Origin of the sequence: Streptomyces sp. CBMA123 (assembly GCF_014596465.1) — a bacterium.
Lineage (GTDB): Bacteria > Actinomycetota > Actinomycetes > Streptomycetales > Streptomycetaceae > Kitasatospora.
Genome location: NZ_MECK01000268.1, coordinates 1 through 19,372, shown reverse-complemented (window position 1 = coordinate 19,372; position 19,372 = coordinate 1). Strand labels below are relative to the sequence as shown.

Here is a 19,372-nt window from a genome sequence, read left to right as displayed (position 1 = left end):
CCAACGGATCACACCCCTCCCCCGCAGGCCCGCCCGGCGCAGCGCCGGGCGGGCCGCAACGGAAAGCCACCCCATGCCCGTTCGCTCCTGGCGCGCGGCGGTCGCAGCCGCCGCCGTGCTCCTGTTCCTGCCCGCTCCCCGCGCAGCGGCGGAGCCGGCGGCGTACACGCTGCGCAACGCCCGTACCGGGACGTGCCTGCACCACGCCTTCGGCACCGCCCAGGTGCGTCTGGAGCCCTGCGAGGAGGTGCCCGAGCAGCGGTGGGAGCTGCGGGCGGCGGGCGCGTGGACCAACGTGACGGCGTTCGACCGGGAGAAGGGCACCTGGGGCTGTATGGCCATCGGCGACAACTGGAGCATCCGCTACGGGCAGTGCGGCACCACCGAGTCGGCGTGGACCATCCCGGACGGCGGCCGCTCCCGGGTGCGCTCGGAGTCGGACCTCAACGGCAACGACCTCTACCTGACGGAGACGCAGGACGGCCGCCTCAGCGCCCAGCCCGGCGGCACCACGCCCTCCGCGGACTGGATCGTGGCCGCCGAAATTCCGGGGAGCGCCTGACCGCGCCCTGCTACGGTGCCCGGATGGCAGCGATCAAGCAGTTCCAAGTCACCTTCGACTGCGCGCAGCCCGAGCGCGTCGCCCGGTTCTGGTGCGAGGTGCTGGGGTACGTCGTGCCGGCGCCGCCGAAGGGGTTCGCCACGTGGGACGAGTACCAGGCCTCCCAGGCTCCCGAGGAGCGGGACTCCTGGTTCGCCTGCACCGACCCCTCGGGGGTGGGCCCGCGGCTGTACTTCCAGCGCGTTCCCGAGGGCAAGAGCGCCAAGAACCGGGTGCACCTCGACGTGCGGGTCGGCACCGGGCTGGTGGGCGAGGAGCGCCTGGCCGTCCTGGAGGCGGAGGCCACCCGGCTGGAGGCGCTCGGCGCGGTACGGGTGCAGGTGCTGTACGACGGCCATGACTCGTGCATCTCGATGCAGGACATCGAGGGCAACGAGTTCTGCGTCGACTGAGCACCCGCCGGGCAGCGCGGATGACGGCCGGCTGACAGCGGGGACAGCGGTCTGCCGGTGGGCTGTGAGCGGCCCGCGGAACCCTGGAGGCGGGGCGTTGAACGACACCCCGCCTCCAGCCCGTCACCGCGCAAACCCCCGGGAGCCCGCCATGTCCTCCTCCGCACCCCAGAGCCCGCCGTGGGACGTCCACCGGCTGCCCCGCGCCGAGGGGAAGGCCGTCCTGGTCACCGGCGGCAACGCGGGCATCGGCTACTTCGTCGCCGAGCAGCTCGCCGGCACCGGGGCGACCGTCGTCCTCGGCAGCCGCGACCGCCGCAAGGCCGAGGCCGCGATGGCCTCGATCGGCGCCCGCGTGCCCGGCGCCAGGCTGCGGCACCTGCCGCTGGACCTGGCCGACCCCGCCTCGGTGGAGGCGTCCGCGGAGGCGATCGGCCTGGAGCGCCTGGACGCGGTCGTCCACAACGCCGGCATCGCGCTGGACGACCCGCCGCGCCGCCGGAGCGCGGACGGCCACGAGCTGATGTTCGCCACCAACCACCTGGGCCACTTCGCGCTGACCGCCCGGCTGGCCCCGCTGCTCGCGGCCACCCCCGGCAGCCGGATCGTGACCACCGGCAGCTTCGCCGCCAAGTCCGAACGCCTGGACTTCACCGACCTCCAGAGCGCCCGCGACTACCGGCCCAAGCGGGCCTACGCGCGTTCCAAGCTGGCCCAGATGCTCTTCGCCGTCGAACTCGACCGCCGGCTGCGCGCCGCCGGAAGCCGGACGCTGAGCGTCCTGGTGCACCCCGGCGGCGCGCTCGACGCCCTCACCCCCGCGCGCCCGCCCCTGCACGCCCGCACCACCGGCGAGCGGCTGGGCCATCTGCCGCTCGGCCTGGTCGTCCAGGGCAAGGACGCCGCCGCGTGGCCGGCCGTGCGGGCCGTGCTCGACCCGGGCGTGCGCGGCGGGCCGGTGCTGTGGAGCCCCCGGGTGTTCGGGCTGCGCGGCGAGCCCCGGCCCGAACCCCTGTGGGAGCACCTGGCGGATCCCGTCACCGCGGCCTGGCTGTGGGAGGCCAGCTGCGAACTGACCGGCCACGAGCCGGTGTTCAGCGCGGCGGCGGGATCCGGCTACTCCGACCTCTCCTTGAGGTAGGCCTCGTACGTGGCCGCCGTGAGCAGGCCGTTCAGTTCGGCGGGCTTGGTCAGGTCGAGCTCGATCATCCAGACGCCGTGCGCGTCGGAGTTGATCTCCTCGGGCGAATCGTTCAGGTCCTCGTTGACCGCCGCGACCTTGCCGGACACCGGGACGTAGAGCTCGCTCACCGACTTGACGGACTCCACGGAGCCGAACGACTGGCCGGCCTCGAACGTGGCACCCACCTTCGGCAGTTCGACGAAGACGATGTCACCGAGCTGCCGCTGGGCGTAGTCGGTGATGCCCACCCGGGCCTTGTTCTTGCCCGTGGTCTGCACCCACTCGTGCTCCTCGGTGTACTTGAAGTCTTTCGGGTAGGCCATGGCGTTCTCCGCAGGACGAGGTTCGCTGACGGTGCGTCAGCCAGGGAGGAGCCTGCTACAGATCTTCGCCGACTGGCATGACTGTCACTCGAACGAGTGAACGAGCAGGCGCCTCGACCGGGGCGCCTGCTCGTGGCGCGGGACCTCGCCCCGGCCGGAGCCGGGAACCGCGCCGCGGGCTCAGACGAGGGCGGTGACCAGCAGGGCGAAGGCGGCGATGATGACGGCGACGCGGACGTAGTGGTAGCGGTCCCAGCGGTCGCTCTGCTCCTTCCAGTCGGCGGGCCGGTTCTCCGGGGTCCAGGTCTTGCTGCGGTTGTTGATCGGGACGAGCAGCAGGACGGACATGATCACGCTGACGATCAGCAGCGCCGCGGCGGTGAGAACGAGGCCGGTGCCGTGGTGGTGCCATCCGGCGGCGGCCCAGGCGCCGGCGAGGACGAGCGAGGAGATGTACCAGACCGGCATCACCGCGCCGAGCATCCGGCCGCCGTGGGCGCGGGCGAGCTGGCCACTGTCCTCGGGAAGTGCGCCGAAGATCCGGTTCATGACGAAGGCGACGGAGAACTCCACCCCCACCATCACCCCGACGACCACGGTCGTGAACACCTCGAGTGCGCTGAGCATGATGACCCCTCCGGACATCTAGTGCCGCTAGCTGATGAGGCAATGCTAGTACTGCTGCCGCTCCACTGTCTAGCAGTGCTAGGATCGGGTCATGTCGGTACAGGAACGAAAGCAACGCGAACGGGCGGAACGCGAACGCCTCATCGTCGCCACCGCCCGCGAACTCGCCGAGCAGCAGGGCTGGGACGCCGTCACCACCCGCCGGCTCGCCGAACGCATCGAATACAGCCAGCCCGTCCTCTACAGCCACTTCCGCGGCAAACGCGAGATCATCGGCGCCGTCGCCCTCGAAGGCGCCACCGAGATGGCCGCCGCGGTACGCGCCGCGACCTCCGCCGCGACCAGCCCCCGCGAACGGGTCACCGCCCTCGCCCGCGCCTACCTCGACTTCGCCGCACGCAACCCCGCCGTCTACGACGCCCTCTTCCAACTCGACGGCGGCCTGGCCTTCGCCCAGGAGTCCACCCCGGAACCCCTGAAAGACGCCTTCGCCGCCCTGCTGGAAAACCTCAGCGAGGCTGCTGGAGACGGCGTCCACCCGGGAATGTTCACCGAGGTGTTCTGGGCCGCCCTGCACGGACTCGCCACCCTCACCCGGGCGGGACGGCTACCGCCGGAAGAAGCCGAACCGAGGGTGGACCTCCTGGTGGACCGGCTCGCCGTACTCTGACCCGTCACCCCGACAGGCGGGCGGCCGGGGCCTCGGGGGCTCCGGCCGCCCGCCTGCGACCTCGCCGCCCCGGGCTCAGTCGGGGCGCTGGCCGTGGAGGAGGAGGGGCAGGGCGCGACCGGTCAGGGCCTCGGCGGTGCGGGCGGCCTGGGAAGGGGCCATGTGCCGCGCGAGTTCGCGCACGGGGACGAAGCGGGCGCCGAGCAGTCGGCTGCGCTTCTGCGCGGGGACGGCGAGGGTGGTGGCGTCGCGCACGGTGCCGCCGTCGAAGACCAGGCTGAGGCGCTCCAGGTAGCGGTCGCAGGGCGCGTAGTCGAGGGCGACGGCGTGGGTCAGGCGCAGAATGATGCCGGTCTGGGCGTGCAGATGGCGGGCGGCGGCACGGTGCGGGGGCTCGTTCACCTTGCCGGCGCCGCCCGGCAGGATCATCCCGTCCAGGTAGTCGGGATCCACGAGCAGGACGTCGCCGGCCTGGTTGCGGACGAGGACGAGGCAGCCGAGCCGGCAGACGGGGGGCTTGGCCAGGAGTCGGGGGTCGTGCATGGGGAGTTCACTTCCTGAGGGTGCAGAAGAGAAGGAGAGCGAGGCAGGCCCACCACAGGAGACGGGCGAGGAGCTCAGTCGTCATAGGTGAGGCGCTCGTAGCGCAGGCCCTTGCGGAGCAGGTCGACGATGCGCAACAGGTCGAGGGGGCGGGCGGTGAGGTGGAGCAGGTACTCGCACGTCGAACGGCCGGTGTCCCAGTCGACTTCGAGCGTGGGGAGGTGGACCCGGCCGAGGGCGAGGACCGTGGTCAGGTCGTCCAGCACGACGGCGGCCTGCCGGCGCTGATCGGCGGTCACGCGGGACAGGGTCAAAGCTCCCCCGGCCGCTTGTGGACCTCGAAGAGGCGCCAGGCGCTGAAGGCCTCGGTGAAGGAGGAGAAGCCGCTGCGCTCACCGGTGGGCTTGCACAGCCACGCGCCGGTGCACTCGTTGCGGACCCGGTAGCACCGGGCCTCGGTGTCCCAGCGGACGCCGTAGCCGTGGAGGCGGGGGACTTGGGCATGGGTCATGGGAATGGAACTCTCTGCGATCGGAGTTTCACGTTCTGTTGCACATGGTGGCGCAGAGCCACCTAGCATCGGAAGCGTCAAACAACTTGACCTCATGGGCGCGTAACTTTGGAGCAGCCATGGTGAACATCAAGGAGATCGACCCGGCGTCGTCCCCCTGGGCCCCCTTCGGGATCCAACTCCGCAACTCACGACGGGCGGCGGGCTTGAAGCAGGGTCAGCTCGCGCGCAAGTGCGGGGTCAGCGCGTCGTACGTCTCGTTCATTGAACTTGCGCGTCGGCCCCCGAGTGAAAAGTTTGCTACCAAGGCCGACGAAGTCCTGAAGACCGGCGGGACTTTGATGCTGATGTGGTGGCAGCACAAGCACACGGCACTGGTTCCGGGCTTCCCCGAGTACGCCAACTACGAGAACCGCGCGGAGCAGATCCGGCTCTTCGAAATCAACATCGTGCCCGGGCTCCTTCAGACCCGCAGCTATGCCGCGGCCTTCGAAGTTGGGAAGGTCAGGCAGCACACGGCGACGCCGGAGGAAGCCGAAGAGCGTGTGGCATTCCGCCTAACTCGGCAGCAGTGCCTGGATCGCACGCCGGCGCCATTCCTTCACGCCGTGATGGACGAGAGCTGCCTCAGGCGGATGATCGGCGGCCGAGACGTCATGGTCGAGCAGATGGCCCACCTTGAACACATGGCCAGCCGACCGAACGTGGTTATCCAGGTGGTGCCCTTCTCTCTGGGCGAGAACCAACCCTTCCTCCGCATGGTGCACCTCCTTACCATGCCCGGACCCAGGTTTCTCGCCTATAGCGAGACCGAGCAGCGTGGCTACCTCGATAAAGAGACTGAGTCCGTCACGGCTCTGAGCACGAGTTACGATCGGCTTGCGGTCGAGGCCGAGAATCGCACCGACTCGCTGGCCATGATCCGCTCGGCAAGGAGAGACCTGGAATGGATGTCGGACTGACAGGCGCACACTGGCGGAAGAGCTCCCATAGTGGGGGCGGCGGCGCCTGCGTCGAGGTCGCCGACAACTTCCCCGGCGTCATGCCCGTCCGCGACTCCAAGGACCCGCACGGCCCCGCCCTGGTCTTCTCCGCCGCCGCCTGGCAGTCCTTCATCACCGCCGTCCGCACCGGCGAACTCGACGCCCGCTGACCGCAGTTGATGGCCCCGCCGCCCCTCCCCGGGGTGGCGGGGCCATGTCGTCACCAGTCCGGGTGACCTTCGGCAGCCGTCTTGCGTGATCACCCGGCCACACGGGGCCGGTCCCTGGTGGTCGCTTCCGTTCCCGAACGGTCGGCCCCGGTCGGCTCCGACCAGTACCGGTCGCTCCCTGGTGCGCAGGGTGACCGCACGACTACGGTCGTCCACGAATCATCAGCACCGATCGAGGCGGTAGCCCATGGCCGTGAACCCCCGTATCGACGTCTCCACCTCCCTCAGCGCCGCAGGCGCGGCACCAGGCTCCGAAGAGCTCGCCGAACTCGCGGCGGGCATCTCCCACGACGTCCTCTTCACCACCGAGATCGGCCTCCCGGGCACCCGCGTCCCCGACACCACCTGGGAGCTGCGCGGCGGCCGGGCGAGCGGCACGGCGGGCGTCTACTACGCCGACGGGCGCACCGACCTGCGGAAGCCGTTCCTGTTCGCCGACGGCTTCAACTACGGCCCCAGCGACGTCCCCGGGCTCTTCAACCACTTCAACGCCCCCTACGCGGAAGGCCGTCCGGGCCTCTTCGACCAGCTCCTCGCCCGCGGCTACGACATCGTCGTGATCGGCTTCGACCAGCGCCACACCTTCATCCAGCACAACGCCGAGGTCGTCACCGAGGCGATCCACCGGGCCATCGCCGAGCGCCTCGGCGACGAGCCGCTGACCGTCGGCGGCGTGAGCATGGGCGGCATCATCACCCGCTACGCGCTCACCAAGCTGGAGAGCGACGGCGTCGACCACGAGACCGCGACCTACCTGTCCTGGGACTCCCCGCACAACGGCGCCTGGATCCCGCTGATCCTCCAGCAGATGGCGTACTTCTTCGAGAAGCTCGCCCCCGCCGAGCCCGGCCGGCCCTCCCAGGCCGACCTGATCCGCAGCGAAGCCGCCCAGCAGCTGCTCTGGGCCTGGGTGCCGGACGCCACGTACTCCGGCGACGTCGCCACCGCGAGCGAGCTGCGCACCGACTTCGTGCGCGAGCTCGCCGACCTCGGCAACTTCCCGCGCCGCCCCCGGCTGCTCGGAGTCGCCAACGGCCGCGGCGACGGGGTCGGCCTCCCGCTGCCCGCCGGTGAGATCGCCTTCGACTGGAAGGCCCTGCTCAACACCGCCAGCGCCACCGCCCGCTTCCAGCCCGAGCGCGGCAGCGAGCAGCGGATCGGCAGCATGCACGTGCTCGCCGAGATCCGCCGCTCCACCACTACCGAGGTCCCGGCCCTGGACGGGGTGCCCGGCGGCACCCTGGACTCCTTCGGCAAGGTCGCGGACGCGCTGAAGGCGAAGATCGGCGAGGAGTACCGCAGCGGGGCCTTCGTCCCGGCGGTCAGCGCCAGCGCCCTCGCCTACGACCCGGTCGTCTGGGACGTCGACCCGAACCTCAACCTCCTCGACCAGGCCCCCGACCGCTTCCACCTGGACGACGTCGCCTTCGACATCGCCAACACCGAGCACAGTGCGGTCTCCGCCGTCCTCGCCGACTGGGTCCTCCAGCGGTTCTGAGCCCCCGGGGCGGGCGGGCGTGGGAAGTCGGCCGGGCCGACTTCCCACGCCCGCCCGGCCGTTCGACTCGCGCTCCCCTGTCCGGACGGGCACCGGCTGCTGGCCCCCTCAGCCCTTCCGTCCCGCCACCCGCCGGATGACCATGGAACGTCGGTGGACATCCGGAAGGACGCACCCGTGCGCACACACGAGGGCGAGCGGCAGCAGCGCCGGCACGCAGCCGGGACACAGCCACCGACCGCGCCGGCCGCGGTTCCACCGGCCGGCGCAAGCGGAGGAAGGGTGACGCATGACCGCCGACGGCCGGTGGGCGGGTGGCGCGGCGGTCAGCTCCGGCGGGTCCCCCACCTGCGGGGGCCGCGTACCCGGATGCGGCCGAAGCCCTTCTTGCCGATCAGCTCGATCCGCAGCCTGACCGGGGTGCCCGGGTCGGGGGCGTACTGGTTCTTGATCTTGCTGAACTCCAGGGTCAGGCCGTAGGGGTCGACCGTGATGCCCGGGCCGACGATCAGCGTCAGGTTCCCGCCCTGCATGTCGACGTCGATCTCCAGGGTGTCCTGGGTGATCACCGCCTGGGTGAAGTCCAGCGTCACGTTGCACCACTCCGCGGCGAGCTCCAGCCGCCGCGGCAGCACCCAACCGCCCGTCCGCTCCAGCCTGCTGAACTTCTGCTCGATCCGCAGAACGTCCCTGGACTCCGCCGGGACCCCTGACGTCGAGATCGAGATGGGCGGCAGGTCGGCGGTGAGTGCGGCCAGGTCGCCGACCGTGCGCGCAGACAGCGCGGCCTCCACCCGCTGGTCCAGCTCATCGGCCGTCAGCCGGCCGTCGCCCGCCGCCACGCCCAGCATGGCGACCACGCGGTCGCGGTCCGCGTGCGAGGCCCGCAGCGCGGGCAGGGCGCTGGGGCCGGGGGCGCTCCCGGCGGGCACGATCTCTCCCGGCATGTTTCCCGTCCCTGAACTCGCTCGGCGAAGGTCTGCGCGCGAGGGACCGCGCGGCAACTTACGTTATATCGCGATACGGTATATCGCGTTACACCTGATCGCCAGGCCCGGGCCGCCTGCGCCGCCAGGCCCGGTACAGGTCGATCGCACCGACGCCGAGGACGCCGAGGACCATCAGCCCGATGTAGAGCCACTTGCCCCAGGAGCGCGTCACGACCAGCAGCACCACGACGGCGCTGCCCGAGGCGAAGAGCAGGAAGCCCAGCTCCGTCGCCGTCGGGCCCCGATGCCGGCGCCGGTGCTGACGCCGTGGGTGGCGGGCCGGCCCTCCCCCGGCGTTCAGCGCCATGTCCGCTCCCGTGAAGGTGCCAACTCTCTTGCCACCCCTGGGTGTTGTCCACAATAACGGGCCTTGAAGCGGGGTGGACGCGTCAGGAGGCGGCGTTCTTGCCGAAACGCTTGGCCAGGGCCGGGTCCGACTCCCACCACAGGCCGCTGTCGGCGGACCCCTCCTCGGCGGGCCGGGCGGGCTCGGCGCCCCGGGCCGACGGGAGCAGGGAGTCGCCTACGGCGCGCAGGCGGAACAGCAGGCCGGGCACGCTCCAGAAGACCGCGACCATCAGCAGCAGGAGCACTGCGGCGTAGGGCCAGGGGATCATGGTGGCGCGAACCAGGGGCACCACCAGGAAGGCGAAGCCGTATCCGGTCGCCCGGCCCGTCAGCAGGAACTCGCGGTCCTCGACGGCCTCCACGGTGACGGTGTTGGAGCGGGTGCGGTCCCAGGTGGTGAGCCGGACGGTGTGGGTGCCGGCCGGCACCGGGAAGCGTGCGATCGCACCCTGTTTCACCTTGCCGACCGGCACCCCGTCGATCTCCACGCCGAGGCAGCCCCTCCGCAGGGCGACCAACGGCGGCTCGGCGTGCACGACGACGGTAGCGGTCATCTGGTGTCCCCCTGGGTTCGTGATCATGATGCGTGGAGCGCGCCCATGATAGGGGGATGCCCCTGGCCGGGCACGGTCAATTCGGCTGCCGGGCGGCCAAGTTCTCCAGACCGAGGTCGCCCGGGTGCGCGCCGGTGGTGTAGCGCGGAGCCGCGCGCCCCCAGTCGTGGTAGCCGCGGATCCAGGCGGCGTGGGCGTCGGCGTAGCGGGCCAACTCCGGCATCTTGCCGCCGAGTTCCCGCTCCAGGGCGGGCAGGCCGGCGCGCAGGTCGAGGAAGGAGCCGACGCTGCGGTCGACGGTGTCGCACACCTGCCGTACGGCCTCCGCCCGCGAGGCGCCGTGGTGGCGCATCAGGCTCAGGACGAGATTGGGGCGGCCGCCGGCCTGGTCCTTCTCCAGCGAGTGGATCTCGTTCATGGCGATGATCGCGTCGCAGGCGGCGATCCGCATCGCCTCCAGATGGCTGGAACACCAGGCCCGCAGCGGGACTTCGAAGTGCCCGGCCCGCTCGGCCAGGGCGAGCAGCGGGCGCACGCCGATCGTGCGGCGGCGGGCGCGCAGGTGCGCGGACGGGGCCGGGAGGACACCGTGCGCCCGCTCGGCGATCTTGGTGGGCCAGCCGGCCAGGTAGTCGACCCAGTCGTGGACGGTGCGGCGGCGCCACTCCTCGGACATGCCCGCACTCATCCGCTGCCAGCAGTCGGCGAAGGCGGCCACCACGGGCGGCGCGTGGGTCGTCCGGGGTTTCGGCCAGCGCAGGAGGTCCACCAGGTCCTGGCAGACGGCGATCGCGTCGCCCGTACACCCGTCCCGGCCGTCGAACTGGTCGTCGAACTGGTCGTTGAAGAGGAAGAACCAGCCGAGCAGGTCGAAGCAGAGGTCCAGGTCGGTGCCGGTCGCGTCCGGGACGCCGTACGCGGCGCTGTCCGCGACCCGGGAGGACTCGTAACGGCGCAGCGCCTCCCCGCTTCCGACCAGCCCGGAGGCCCGCACCCAGGCCAGGTGGCGCCGGCGGGCCCGGGCCAGCTCGGGGCTGACCCGGCCGGCGAGGGGCACCGTGAACTCGATGTCCTGGGGCATTCGGCTTCCGCACTCCCGGGTCCGGTGGTCGTCCGTAGCGGCTGTACGTGGCCGTACCGGCCGGACGGTTCGGGCCCAGCGTGGTCGAAGCGGCGCCGTCCGCGCCAGAGCGCAAGGGGGGCATCACCCGGCGCACCCGGAGGCGCCGAGCCCTCCCGCACCGAGGGTGCGGGAGGGCTCTCGTCCCGGGTGTTACTTGCCAGCGGGGGCGATGTCGCCCCACGAGGTGTCCGCGGGAGCGGACCAGCCCCAGGAGGTGTTGGCGGGGGCGACGTCACCCCAGGAGGTGTCGGCGGGCGCCACACCGCCCCAGGAGGTGTCCCCGGCGGGAGCGACGCCGCCCCAGGAGGTGTCCCCCGCGAAGGCCTGGCCGCTGCCGAGGACGATCAGGGCGGCGGTGGCGGTACCGACGACGATGCGCTTGAGCATGATGGATCCTCCGACGTTCCGATGGTTCGGGCCTGACAGTAGATCAAGATGCGGTCAGTTGTTCGATCAATATCGAAATCTGTCCCCTCCTCGACCTCCCGACCCTCCCCGCCCTTCCCTGTCCTCCCCCGGCCTCCCCCGGCCTCCCGGTCCTGCCGGTGAACCCGCCCGGGCGCGGGTGCCGTTGGTCCCTGTCGGGGGTCCGGGCTCCGTGCGCCCGCACAGGAAGTCACCCCCGTCGACTTCCTGTGCGGGCCGTCCCGGGCATCGCCGCCGGCGGGGTGACGGCCCCGCCGGCGGCGGCATCGGTATGCCGGACCACCCCGTGTCGCCGGCGCGGCCCGGGCCCGGTCAGTCGGGCAGGTTGCCGTCGCCGCCCATGTTCGCGGTGATGCGGCGCAGCACGTTGACGGTGGTCACGAAGTCGGCCTCGTCCACACCCTCGTGGGCCTGCCGGAGCACGCGGTGGTTGCGCTCGCGGGCGCGCAGGCGGGCCGCCTCGCCGTCCTCGGTGAGCGACATGCCGCCGGTCGTCTCGTCCTCCAGCAGCCAGCCGCGGGCGGCGAGGTCGTCGAAGACCCCGTCGAGGTCGATGCCGAGGTCGTCGTGGCGGGCCAGCCGTTCGACCAGGGTGGTGCGGTTCCAGCGGCCGGGGGCGCCGGCGGCGTGGTTGAGCGTCCACCAGTGCGGCTGGGTGAGGCTCTCCACGGCCAGTTGCTCGCGCAGGGCTCCGACCACCCGGCGGTACGCCTCGCCGGTCCACGCGCCGATGGGCTGGGCGGCCAGGACTTCGTGCGGGTACTCCTTGAGCGTCACGCTGGTGCGCCTCTTCTCTTCGATCGCCAGGACGTGATCACCGTAGGACCTCAAGTCGGCTTGAGGTCAAGGCGGTTCGCAGGGGTGCAGCGGCCGGCTCAGGCCGGGTCCGGGGTGTTCCGGGCGTGCTCCGGCGCCGGGGCGCGTGGTACAGCGCCGGCAACACGTACCCGTGCGGGTTCGACTTCGCCTCCACCGTGACCTACGACGGCCGGGACCTGCTGGACGGCTCCAGCTCCGGCAGCGGCGGAGCCTGCGGCACCGTCGGGGGCAACTCCGCCGCCTGCGCGGGCGGCGGCAACGACACGCTGCGCGCCCGGTACGTGCTGAGCGGCCCGCGCTGGACCGACACCCAGATCGACTCCGGCTGCCGCACGTACAACCTGGACCTGCCCTGCGGCTGAGCGGCGGCCCCCTGACCGGAGCGGGAAGTCGCCCCGCCGACTCCCGCTCCACCCGGGCCCGCGGTTCGGGCGGTGGCCGCCGGACGGCCCGCAGGGTCCGTCGGGGCCGCAAACCCGGAGCCACTCGAACGAGTGGTCGTCATCTCGCCTGCCAGTGAGGCGCTTTGGCGTCCCGATACGTTCCGCCCATGGACTTCAGCGCAATCGCCAACGCTTTCGTGAACCACTACTTCACGACCTTCGACGACTACTCCGCGCGCGGCAACCTCGCGAGCCTCTACCGGCCCGAGTCGATGCTCACCTGGGAGGGCGCCCAGATCCAGGGCGCGAGCGGCATCATCGGACAGCTCGCCAAGCCCGAGCTGAAGACCGTCAGGACCCAGATCACCTCGGTCGACCCGCAGCCCTGCGCGAACGGCTCCGTGGTGGTCCTGGTCACCGGCAGCCTCGCCGTCGACAACGCCTACGACAAGCCGCTGCGGTTCAGCGAGATGTTCGTCCTGGCCCCGATCCCCGACCGGCCCGGCGGCTTCTTCGTCTACAACCAGGTCTTCCGCCTCATCCTCGGCTAGGGACTGTCTCTTTGGTTATCTGCGGGTCCAGATGAGGATCGCGGCGAGGTGGAGTGCGGCTTGGTAGGCGATGGCGAGTTCGTCGGTTCGCATGGCCAGGCCGCGCCACTGCTTGAACCGGTTGATGCACCGCTCGACGGTGTTGCGTTCCTTGTCGGACTCGGGGTCGAAGGCAGGTGGCCTGCCACCGTGAGGACCACGTCGTTGGCGGTGGCAGTTCGCGGTCGCCCCGGACCGGTGCGTGGGACGCGGATCGCCGCCATGACGGGGGTGAACGCGGGCGCGTCGCCCGCTTGTCCGGCGGTGAGGACGACCGCGAGCGGACGGGCGTTGCTGTCGCAGGCCAGGTGGACCTTCGTGCTCAGGCCGCCCCGCGAGCGTCCGAGTGCGTGGTCGGCCGGCTCTCCTCGGCCGGTGTCACCTTTTGCGGGCACCGGCGGCGTGCTGGTGGGCCCGGCAGACGGTGGAGTCCACCGAGACGGTCCAGCCGATGTCGTCGCCCGCGTCCGCTGCGGCGAGAATAGCTGCGAAGACCCTGACCCAAGTGCCGTGACTGCCCAGCGCAGCAGTCGTTTGTGAGCGGTCTTGAACGAGCCGAGCTCGTGGGGCAGGTCCCGCCAGGGCGAGCACGTGCGGTACTTCCACGCGATCGCCTCCAGAGTGCGGCGGTGGTTCGCCCGTCGCCGCCCGCGGACCGGATCGGCCGGCATCAACGGCTCGATCCAGTCCCACATGGCATCACTGATCACCAATCGGACAGACACATCCGATCAACAGCTCAGCCCATCAAAGAGTCACGCTCTAGTCGGCGAGCAGGACGGCCGGCAGCGGGGCCTCCAGCACCAGGGCCCGGGGGAGCGTCAGACCGAAGTGCCGCTCCAGCACCCCCAGGGTGGTCCGGTGCACCTCGCGGCCCGCTCGCTCCTCGTCCGGCAGACCTTCGGCGCTCAGCAACTCCTTGATCTTACCCGCGACTTCGGGGTCTCCGACGACCTGGCCGTTGCCCCATGAGTCGTCCAGGTGCAGATTGAACGAGCACACCGTCCGACCGTCCCGGTGGTAGCGGAAGGTCGGCGGCACCGGCTTGCCGTTCTCCTCCTCGTACTCCACCAGGAAGACCTCGGCCCCGCCCTCGGAGATCGCCGGACCGTCCCGGAATTCCCCGAACCAGCCCCCGTACGCCACCGCGAAGGTCCACCCGCCGCTCACCCCCAGCCGCAGCCCGATCCCGTCCCAGGCGTCCCCGAACTCCTCCTCCAGCGCCTCGACCAGCCCGTCCCCGGTGAGCTCCCCGACCGGCTCCACCGTCCGCTCCGACCACTGGGCCGAGGCCGCGATCCGCGCCGCCAGCGCCTCGACCCCGAGCCCTCGGGCCAGCGTCACGCTGTAGCCGCCGAAGGCGATGCTCTGTGGCTCCGCGAGCCAGGCGATTCCGTCCGTCATACAGGAGATCCTGCCGCACCACACCGACACACCTCCGCCCCGGGCCGGCGGCCTGCTCCGACCCGGCCGCCCACCCGGCCCGATCAAGGAGACAGGCCCTGGCTGCCCGGCCCGGGCGCCCGGCCCGCGTGCGGAAGGGGCACCCGGGTCTGCGCGGACGCCGAGCCGGTGCGCTACCAGTGCGTCCCGCGCCGAGGTCCGTCGTCGCGGTCGATCACGTCGCGCTGCCCGCCGGGTTCGGGAACCTTCGCTTCGCGGCCGGTCAGAAGTTCCGCGTCATCCACTTCTCGTCGAACTCGCCGTTGCAGGGCCACTGGATGACGGGCGCCCCGTTCGAAGTGGAGCTGCCCACGCCCAGGCACTGCGCGCTCCACCTGTTCTGGAACGAGGGGACGGTCGAGGTCGCGCTCGCCGTGACGGTCCCCATTCCCGCGAAGACGAGACCGGCCGACACCGTCACACCGAGAACCCTGCCGAGCTTCATGAAACCAGCCACCCCTGAGCGTTGGAGCACCTATCGATACGTATGCGGACCGAGGCTGGACTTCCATGATCAACTATGTCAACCGTTGCGGGCCGCACGGGGTTTCGCGCCGGTCAGCTGCCCAGGAAGCCCAGGACGGCGAGGACCTCTAGGAGCGCGGCCGCTGGGAGGGCGACGAGGTGGTCGTGGAACTCCATGTCGACTCCGTCGGCCTCGCCGTGCGGGCGCAGCGGTAGGACGGCGAGCATGCGGCGCGCCTCGTCCGCGGTGAACGGCGTCGCGGGCCCGGGCCGTTGAGCCCGGTGGGGGGGATCCCGTACGGCACCGGCAGGGGGCCGACGCGGCGACAGGAGGCGGAGCGTGGCGGCGGACCACATGGTCATCGAGCAGGTGCGGCGGCTGGGAGCGGGCCCGGAACGGGACCTCGCCCCCGACTACGGGCTCGTCCCCCCGGCCCGGGCGGCCGTGCCCGACTGGCACCGGCCGCTGGACTCGCTGGGCACGGTGCTCATCCCCCCGGAGGCCCGGCCCGCCCCTGACGGCCCCGCCGTCCTCCTGCCGCCGCCCCCGCCGTACGCCGTGCCCGTACTGCCCGCCGCGCCTCCCGCGCCGTACGCCGTGCCCGCACCGCCCGTACCAGCCACCCCACCGCCTGCACCGGCCCTCGTCCCGTACGCCGCGCCGCAGCCTCAGCCGGACCCGGCACCCGTGCCCGCATCCGTGCCCGCCGCCGCCCCGGTTCCCGCCCGGCGCGCCCGGCGCCTCGGGGCCGGTCTGGGCCTCGGCCGGGGCGAGCAGCGCGAGCGGGAGCGGCTGGAGGCCGTCATCCGCACACCCCTGCACCGCTCCTTCCGGATCGCGGTCATCGGCCTCAAGGGCGGTGTCGGCAAGACCTCCACGACCCTGGGGCTCGGTTCCGTCCTCGCCGAGACCCGGGCCGACAAGGTCGTCGCCGTCGACGCCAACCCGGACACCGGCACCCTGAGCCGGCGCGTCCGCCGGGAGACGGCGGCGACCGTCCAGGACATGCTCGCGGCCGCGCCCTCGATCACCGGCTACATGGACATCCGCCGCTTCACCTCGCTGACCCCCAGCGGACTGGAGGTCCTGGCCAACGACGGCGACCCCACCGTCGCCAACGCCTTCGGCGGCGAGGACTACCGGCGGCTGGTCGACCTGCTCAGCCGCCAGTACCCGGTCGTCCTCGCCGACTGCGGCACCGGCCTGCTGCACGGCTCCATGCGCGCCGTGCTCGACCTCGCCGACCAGCTGGTCATCACCGCCACCACCAGCGTCGACGGCGCCAGCGGCGCCGACACCACCCTGGACTGGCTGTGCGTCAACGGGTACGAGGAGCTGGCGCGGCGCAGCGTGACCGTGATCTCCGGCGTGCGGGCCAAGGGCCGGGCGATCCGGGCGGACGACCTGGTGGACCACTTCGGGCAGCGCTGCCGGGCCGCCGTGGTGCTGCCCTTCGACGAACACCTCGCCCTCGGCGGCACGTTCGAGCCCGCCAGGCTGCACCAGCGCACCCGCCGTGCCTACCTGGAGCTGGCCGCCCTCGTCGCCGAGGGCATCCGGCCGCCCGGTACCTGACGGGCCGGCTGACGGGCTGACGGGCGGGCGGCGGTCCGTCAGGCCTGCCAGCGGCCCGGGCGCCAGGCGCGGCGGCGGGCGGCGGTGCACAGGAGGGCGAGGCCCAGGGTGAGGGTGACGGTGGTGAGGACGACGGCGGCCACCGTCGCGGCCTGGCGGGGGGCGGGGTCCGGGGGCGGGGGGCCCAGGACGGTGGCCCGCGCGGCCGGGAGGGCGGCGGCGGTGGGGGGCGGGGTGGTGGTCAGGGCGGCGAGGGGGTCGACGGTGCCGTAGCCCAGGCGGGGGTCGGGCAGGGCGGTGCCGGGGTGGTAGGCGGTGGATTCGAGGCGCTCGCGCAGGTGGGCCGGGTCGAGGTCGGGGTGGTGGCCCAGGAGCAGGGCGGCGGTGCCGGCCACCACGGCGGTGGCGAAGCTGGGGCCGCTGCCGGTGAAGTAGCCCTTGCCGGCCGGTCCGGTGCTCATCATCGCCTCGCCGGGGGCCGTCAGGTCGACCCGGGCGCCGGCGCCCGTCCCCGCTCCGCTGCCGGTGCCGGTGCTCACGCTCCCCGTACTCGTCCCCGTGCTCGTCCCCGCGCTGCCGCCGGTGCCGCCGGTGCCGCTCGCCGTGCCCGTGCCCGTGGTGCCCGCCGTGCCGGTGGTGTCCGGTGCGGTGCCGCCCGGCGCGAGGGCGGCGACGGTGAGGACCTGCGGCGGGGCGGAGGGCAGCGCGGCGCCGCCCTGGTCGGGGGTGGCCGGGGCGATGACCAGGGCGCCCTTGGCGTCGGCGTGGCGCAGCGCGTCGTCCAGGCCGGCGTCGCCGGCGGGTACGGGCAGGGCGGAGGCGATGACCCGGGCGCCGGCGTCGGCCGCGTCCCGGATGCCCTTGGCGAGCAGGGCCGGGGTGGTGGTGCCGGTGTCGTCGGTGACGGCCACGGCCAGGATCCGCGCCTCGGGGGCGATGCCGGCGAAGCCGGTGCCGTCCTGGTGGCGGGCGGCGATCAGTCCGGCGAGGAAGGTGCCGTGGCCCACGCAGTCGCGGGTGGAGTCGCCGGTGCCGTACTCGCGTGGGCCGGGCAGCAGGCGTTCGCCCAGGACGCCGGAGGCGGGGTCGACGCCGGAGCCGACGACGGCGACGGTCACCCCGGCGCCGCGGCTCAGTGCCCAGGCGGCCTCGGGGCGCAGGAAGGTCTGGGCCCAGGGGGTGCGGTCGGTGCCCTTGTCGGAGGGTTTGAGGCAGTCGCCCGCGCGGGCGGCCGGGCGGTTCTGGGCGATCACGGGCAGGGCGGAGGGGTCGCCGGTGGCCGCCGCGGCCGGGGCTGTCAGGGCGCAGGCGAGGGTGCAGGCGGCGAGGGCGGTTGCCCGGCGGGTGGTCACACCGCGCTCCCCTGGAGCAGTGCGGGGACGTCCTGGGGCAGCAGCAGGCTCAGTTCGGAGACGTCGCCGACCTCCAGGCGGGCCAGGCGCCCGGCCTGACGGGTCACCATCGCCTCCAGGGTCTGGCGGGCGAAGCGGCCGTTGCCGAAGTTGCGGTCCCGGGGGACGGCCGCGCACAGCGCCGTCAGCGTGGTGAGGGTCTCGGGGGCGCAGAGGTAGCCGGCCTCCTCGGCCTGGCGGCTGACGATGGTGACGAGTTCGTCGGCGCTGTAGTGGTCGAAGGCGATCTGCTGGGGGAAGCGCGAGGCCAGGCCGGGGTTGGATGCGAGGAAGCCCTGCATCTCCTCGTGGTAGCCGGCCACGATCACCACGACCTCGTCGCGGTGGTCCTCCATCAGCTTCATCAGGGTGTCCACCGCCTCCTGGCCGAAGTCGCCGGAGGCGGCGCCGCCGCGCGGGGTGAGGGTGTAGGCCTCGTCGACGAACAGGACGCCGCCGCGGGCGCGTTCGAAGGCCTCCTTGGTGAGCTGGGCGGTGTGGCCGATGTAGCGGCCGACCAGGTCGGCGCGGGCGGTCTCGACGAGCTGGCCGGTGGGCAGGACGCCGAGTTCGGCGAGCAGGGCGCCGTAGAGGCGGGCGACGGTGGTCTTTCCGGTGCCGGGCGGCCCGGCGAAGACCAGGTGGTGGCTGATCCTGGCGGCGGGCAGGCCGGCCTCCTCGCGGCGGCGGGCCTGGGTGATCAGGTTGACCAGGTTCTCCACCTGCTCCTTGGCGGCGCTCAGGCCCACCATCTGGCGCAGCCGCGCGAGGAGTTCGCTGCGGCCGTCCGCGCCGGGGCCGGTGGCGCGGGCGGCCTCGGCGCCGAGGTCCTCGGGCAGCAGCAGCGGCAGGTCCGCGTCGGTGACCTCGGCGAGGGCGGCCAGCCGGGAGGCCTGGCGGTCGACCATCTCCTCGAAGACCTTGCGGGCCGCGCGGCCGTTGCCGAAGTCCGCGCCCTTGGGCATGCGGGTGAAGTGCGTGCCGAGCGCCTCGACGGTGGCCTCGGCGAGGTCGAAGCCGTGGGCGGCGGCGGCCCGTTCGACGATGGTGACCAGTTCCTGCGCCGAGTAGTTGCGGAACTCGACGGTGCGGCTGAACCGGGAGGCCAGGCCCGGGTTGGAGGAGAGGAACTCGCGCATCTCCTCGGAGTAGCCGGCCACGATGACCACCACGTCGTCGCGGTGGTCCTCCATCAGCTTGACCAGGGTGTCGATGGCCTCGCGGCCGAAGTCCGGGCCGGTGCCGCCGCCCCCGGCGGACAGGGTGTAGGCCTCGTCGATGAAGAGCACGCCGCCGAGCGCCTCGGTGAACACCTCGGTGGTCTTGATGGCGGTGCCGCCGACGATGGAGGCGACCAGGTCGGCGCGGGCGACCTCGGTGAGGTGGCCGCTGCGCAGGACGCCGAGTTCGGCCAGGATGCTGCCGTAGAGGCGGGCGACGGTGGTCTTTCCGGTGCCGGGCGGCCCGGCGAAGATCAGGTGCCGGCCCATCGGCAGGGCGGGCATCCCGGCCTGTTCGCGGCGCCGGGCCAGCCGGTTGAGGTTGACCAGGGTGGCGACCTGCTCCTTGACGCCCTCCAGGCCGACGAGCGCCTGCAGGGCGGCCTGCGGGCCCTCGGGTTCCGGCGGCGGCAGCGGCTCGGTGCCGGCGCCGTCCGGTCCGGGCGGGGTCCCGTCCCCGGGC

Annotated in this window: 26 protein-coding genes and 2 pseudogenes; 10 read left to right on the top strand and 18 right to left on the bottom strand. The window is 72.6% G+C overall.

The features are described from left to right. Nucleotides 1-73: 73 nt before the first annotated feature. From BG452_RS26420 to BG452_RS26410, 3 genes are all read left to right on the top strand, one after another. A complete protein-coding gene (locus BG452_RS26420) occupies nucleotides 74-562 on the top strand; it encodes a hypothetical protein (protein WP_188306854.1) in 489 nt (162 codons plus the stop codon). A 23-nt stretch (nucleotides 563-585) separates the two neighbouring features. Next, nucleotides 586-1,014 carry a VOC family protein gene (locus tag BG452_RS26415; RefSeq protein WP_188306853.1) on the top strand — a complete coding sequence of 143 codons (429 nt, stop codon included), beginning with the start codon at nucleotides 586-588 and terminating at the stop codon, nucleotides 1,012-1,014. Nucleotides 1,015-1,165: 151 nt separating this feature from the next. Continuing rightward, entirely contained in the window at nucleotides 1,166-2,155 is a 990-nt protein-coding gene (locus tag BG452_RS26410; RefSeq protein ID WP_188306852.1) for an SDR family NAD(P)-dependent oxidoreductase, read from the top strand. On the opposite strand, the gene gcvH is transcribed toward BG452_RS26410, so the two are convergent. Beyond that, nucleotides 2,131-2,520, bottom strand: a complete 390-nt coding sequence (gcvH, locus tag BG452_RS26405; protein ID WP_188306851.1) for a glycine cleavage system protein GcvH — start codon at nucleotides 2,518-2,520, stop codon at nucleotides 2,131-2,133. The two genes, BG452_RS26410 and gcvH, sit on opposite strands and share 25 nt — an antisense overlap. Before the next feature lie 180 nt (nucleotides 2,521-2,700). Then, nucleotides 2,701-3,147: a DUF1772 domain-containing protein gene (locus tag BG452_RS26400; protein ID WP_188306850.1), complete on the bottom strand. Its 447-nt coding sequence runs from the start codon at nucleotides 3,145-3,147 to the stop codon at nucleotides 2,701-2,703. Between the two features lie 91 nt (nucleotides 3,148-3,238). Here BG452_RS26400 and BG452_RS26395 point away from each other — a divergent pair, with 91 nt between their 5' ends. Continuing rightward, the gene (locus BG452_RS26395) at nucleotides 3,239-3,817 is read left to right on the top strand and encodes a TetR/AcrR family transcriptional regulator (RefSeq protein ID WP_188306849.1); all 579 of its coding nucleotides are present in this window, start codon (nucleotides 3,239-3,241) and stop codon (nucleotides 3,815-3,817) included. A gap of 75 nt (nucleotides 3,818-3,892) precedes the next feature. On the opposite strand, the gene BG452_RS26390 is transcribed toward BG452_RS26395, so the two are convergent. From BG452_RS26390 to BG452_RS26380, 3 genes are all read right to left on the bottom strand, one after another. Then, nucleotides 3,893-4,360, bottom strand: a complete 468-nt coding sequence (locus tag BG452_RS26390; protein WP_188306848.1) for an NUDIX domain-containing protein — start codon at nucleotides 4,358-4,360, stop codon at nucleotides 3,893-3,895. 74 nt (nucleotides 4,361-4,434) lie between these two features. Then, nucleotides 4,435-4,659, bottom strand: coding sequence for a hypothetical protein (locus BG452_RS26385; protein WP_188306847.1), 225 nt, complete (start codon nucleotides 4,657-4,659; stop codon nucleotides 4,435-4,437). Nucleotides 4,660-4,670: 11 nt separating this feature from the next. Then, nucleotides 4,671-4,871 carry a hypothetical protein gene (locus tag BG452_RS26380; RefSeq protein WP_188306846.1) on the bottom strand — a complete coding sequence of 67 codons (201 nt, stop codon included), beginning with the start codon at nucleotides 4,869-4,871 and terminating at the stop codon, nucleotides 4,671-4,673. A gap of 119 nt (nucleotides 4,872-4,990) precedes the next feature. Here BG452_RS26380 and BG452_RS26375 point away from each other — a divergent pair, with 119 nt between their 5' ends. From BG452_RS26375 to BG452_RS26365, 3 genes are all read left to right on the top strand, one after another. Continuing rightward, nucleotides 4,991-5,833 (top strand): helix-turn-helix transcriptional regulator, encoded by an 843-nt coding sequence (locus BG452_RS26375; protein WP_188306845.1) that lies wholly within the window; start codon nucleotides 4,991-4,993, stop codon nucleotides 5,831-5,833. Beyond that, nucleotides 5,818-6,024 carry a DUF397 domain-containing protein gene (locus BG452_RS26370; RefSeq protein ID WP_188306844.1) on the top strand — a complete coding sequence of 69 codons (207 nt, stop codon included), beginning with the start codon at nucleotides 5,818-5,820 and terminating at the stop codon, nucleotides 6,022-6,024. Before BG452_RS26375 ends, BG452_RS26370 begins: the two co-directional genes overlap by 16 nt. A 247-nt stretch (nucleotides 6,025-6,271) precedes the next feature. Further along, nucleotides 6,272-7,582 (top strand): hypothetical protein, encoded by a 1,311-nt coding sequence (locus BG452_RS26365; protein WP_188306843.1) that lies wholly within the window; start codon nucleotides 6,272-6,274, stop codon nucleotides 7,580-7,582. Between the two features lie 326 nt (nucleotides 7,583-7,908). On the opposite strand, the gene BG452_RS26360 is transcribed toward BG452_RS26365, so the two are convergent. The 6 genes from BG452_RS26360 to BG452_RS26335 form a co-directional block, all read right to left on the bottom strand. Next, a complete protein-coding gene (locus BG452_RS26360) occupies nucleotides 7,909-8,529 on the bottom strand; it encodes a DUF1707 domain-containing protein (RefSeq protein WP_188306842.1) in 621 nt (206 codons plus the stop codon). An 88-nt stretch (nucleotides 8,530-8,617) separates the two neighbouring features. Continuing rightward, on the bottom strand, nucleotides 8,618-8,878 hold the full coding sequence (locus BG452_RS26355) for a hypothetical protein (RefSeq protein ID WP_188306841.1): 261 nt from the start codon (nucleotides 8,876-8,878) through the stop codon (nucleotides 8,618-8,620). A gap of 82 nt (nucleotides 8,879-8,960) precedes the next feature. Continuing rightward, nucleotides 8,961-9,473, bottom strand: coding sequence for a hypothetical protein (locus tag BG452_RS26350; protein WP_188306840.1), 513 nt, complete (start codon nucleotides 9,471-9,473; stop codon nucleotides 8,961-8,963). 76 nt (nucleotides 9,474-9,549) lie between these two features. Next, nucleotides 9,550-10,554 (bottom strand): terpene synthase family protein, encoded by a 1,005-nt coding sequence (locus BG452_RS26345; RefSeq protein ID WP_188306839.1) that lies wholly within the window; start codon nucleotides 10,552-10,554, stop codon nucleotides 9,550-9,552. Between the two features lie 192 nt (nucleotides 10,555-10,746). Continuing rightward, on the bottom strand, nucleotides 10,747-10,983 hold the full coding sequence (locus BG452_RS26340) for a hypothetical protein (protein ID WP_188306838.1): 237 nt from the start codon (nucleotides 10,981-10,983) through the stop codon (nucleotides 10,747-10,749). A 351-nt stretch (nucleotides 10,984-11,334) separates the two neighbouring features. After that, nucleotides 11,335-11,799 (bottom strand): MarR family transcriptional regulator, encoded by a 465-nt coding sequence (locus BG452_RS26335; protein ID WP_188306837.1) that lies wholly within the window; start codon nucleotides 11,797-11,799, stop codon nucleotides 11,335-11,337. A gap of 125 nt (nucleotides 11,800-11,924) precedes the next feature. On the opposite strand from BG452_RS26335, the gene BG452_RS26330 reads away from it, so the two are divergent. Both BG452_RS26330 and BG452_RS26325 read left to right on the top strand, forming a co-directional pair. Further along, nucleotides 11,925-12,203: a hypothetical protein gene (locus BG452_RS26330; protein ID WP_188306836.1), complete on the top strand. Its 279-nt coding sequence runs from the start codon at nucleotides 11,925-11,927 to the stop codon at nucleotides 12,201-12,203. A gap of 188 nt (nucleotides 12,204-12,391) precedes the next feature. Next, nucleotides 12,392-12,775, top strand: a complete 384-nt coding sequence (locus BG452_RS26325) for a nuclear transport factor 2 family protein (RefSeq protein ID WP_188306835.1) — start codon at nucleotides 12,392-12,394, stop codon at nucleotides 12,773-12,775. Nucleotides 12,776-12,790: 15 nt separating this feature from the next. Here the strand turns inward: BG452_RS26325 and BG452_RS48170 are convergent. From BG452_RS48170 to BG452_RS47250, 5 genes and pseudogenes are all read right to left on the bottom strand, one after another. Then, nucleotides 12,791-12,988, bottom strand: a pseudogene (locus BG452_RS48170) (IS5/IS1182 family transposase); the annotation flags it as partial. 71 nt (nucleotides 12,989-13,059) lie between these two features. Continuing rightward, nucleotides 13,060-13,485: pseudogene (locus BG452_RS48165) on the bottom strand (transposase); the annotation flags it as partial. A 91-nt stretch (nucleotides 13,486-13,576) separates the two neighbouring features. Then, on the bottom strand, nucleotides 13,577-14,218 hold the full coding sequence (locus tag BG452_RS26315; protein WP_188306834.1) for a DUF6461 domain-containing protein: 642 nt from the start codon (nucleotides 14,216-14,218) through the stop codon (nucleotides 13,577-13,579). A 262-nt stretch (nucleotides 14,219-14,480) separates the two neighbouring features. Continuing rightward, a complete protein-coding gene (locus tag BG452_RS26310; protein WP_188306833.1) occupies nucleotides 14,481-14,702 on the bottom strand; it encodes an RICIN domain-containing protein in 222 nt (73 codons plus the stop codon). Between the two features lie 113 nt (nucleotides 14,703-14,815). Beyond that, nucleotides 14,816-14,950, bottom strand: a complete 135-nt coding sequence (locus tag BG452_RS47250) for a hypothetical protein (protein ID WP_262986054.1) — start codon at nucleotides 14,948-14,950, stop codon at nucleotides 14,816-14,818. 112 nt (nucleotides 14,951-15,062) lie between these two features. On the opposite strand from BG452_RS47250, the gene BG452_RS26305 reads away from it, so the two are divergent. After that, entirely contained in the window at nucleotides 15,063-16,298 is a 1,236-nt protein-coding gene (locus BG452_RS26305; RefSeq protein ID WP_188306832.1) for a MinD/ParA family protein, read from the top strand. Nucleotides 16,299-16,336: 38 nt separating this feature from the next. Here the strand turns inward: BG452_RS26305 and BG452_RS26300 are convergent, their stop codons facing one another. Beyond that, nucleotides 16,337-17,650, bottom strand: coding sequence for a S8 family serine peptidase (locus tag BG452_RS26300; protein ID WP_188306831.1), 1,314 nt, complete (start codon nucleotides 17,648-17,650; stop codon nucleotides 16,337-16,339). Next, the coding region (locus BG452_RS26295) for an AAA family ATPase (protein ID WP_188306830.1) at nucleotides 17,647-19,372 on the bottom strand (1,726 nt) is incomplete at its 5' end. The genes BG452_RS26300 and BG452_RS26295, both read right to left, overlap by 4 nt.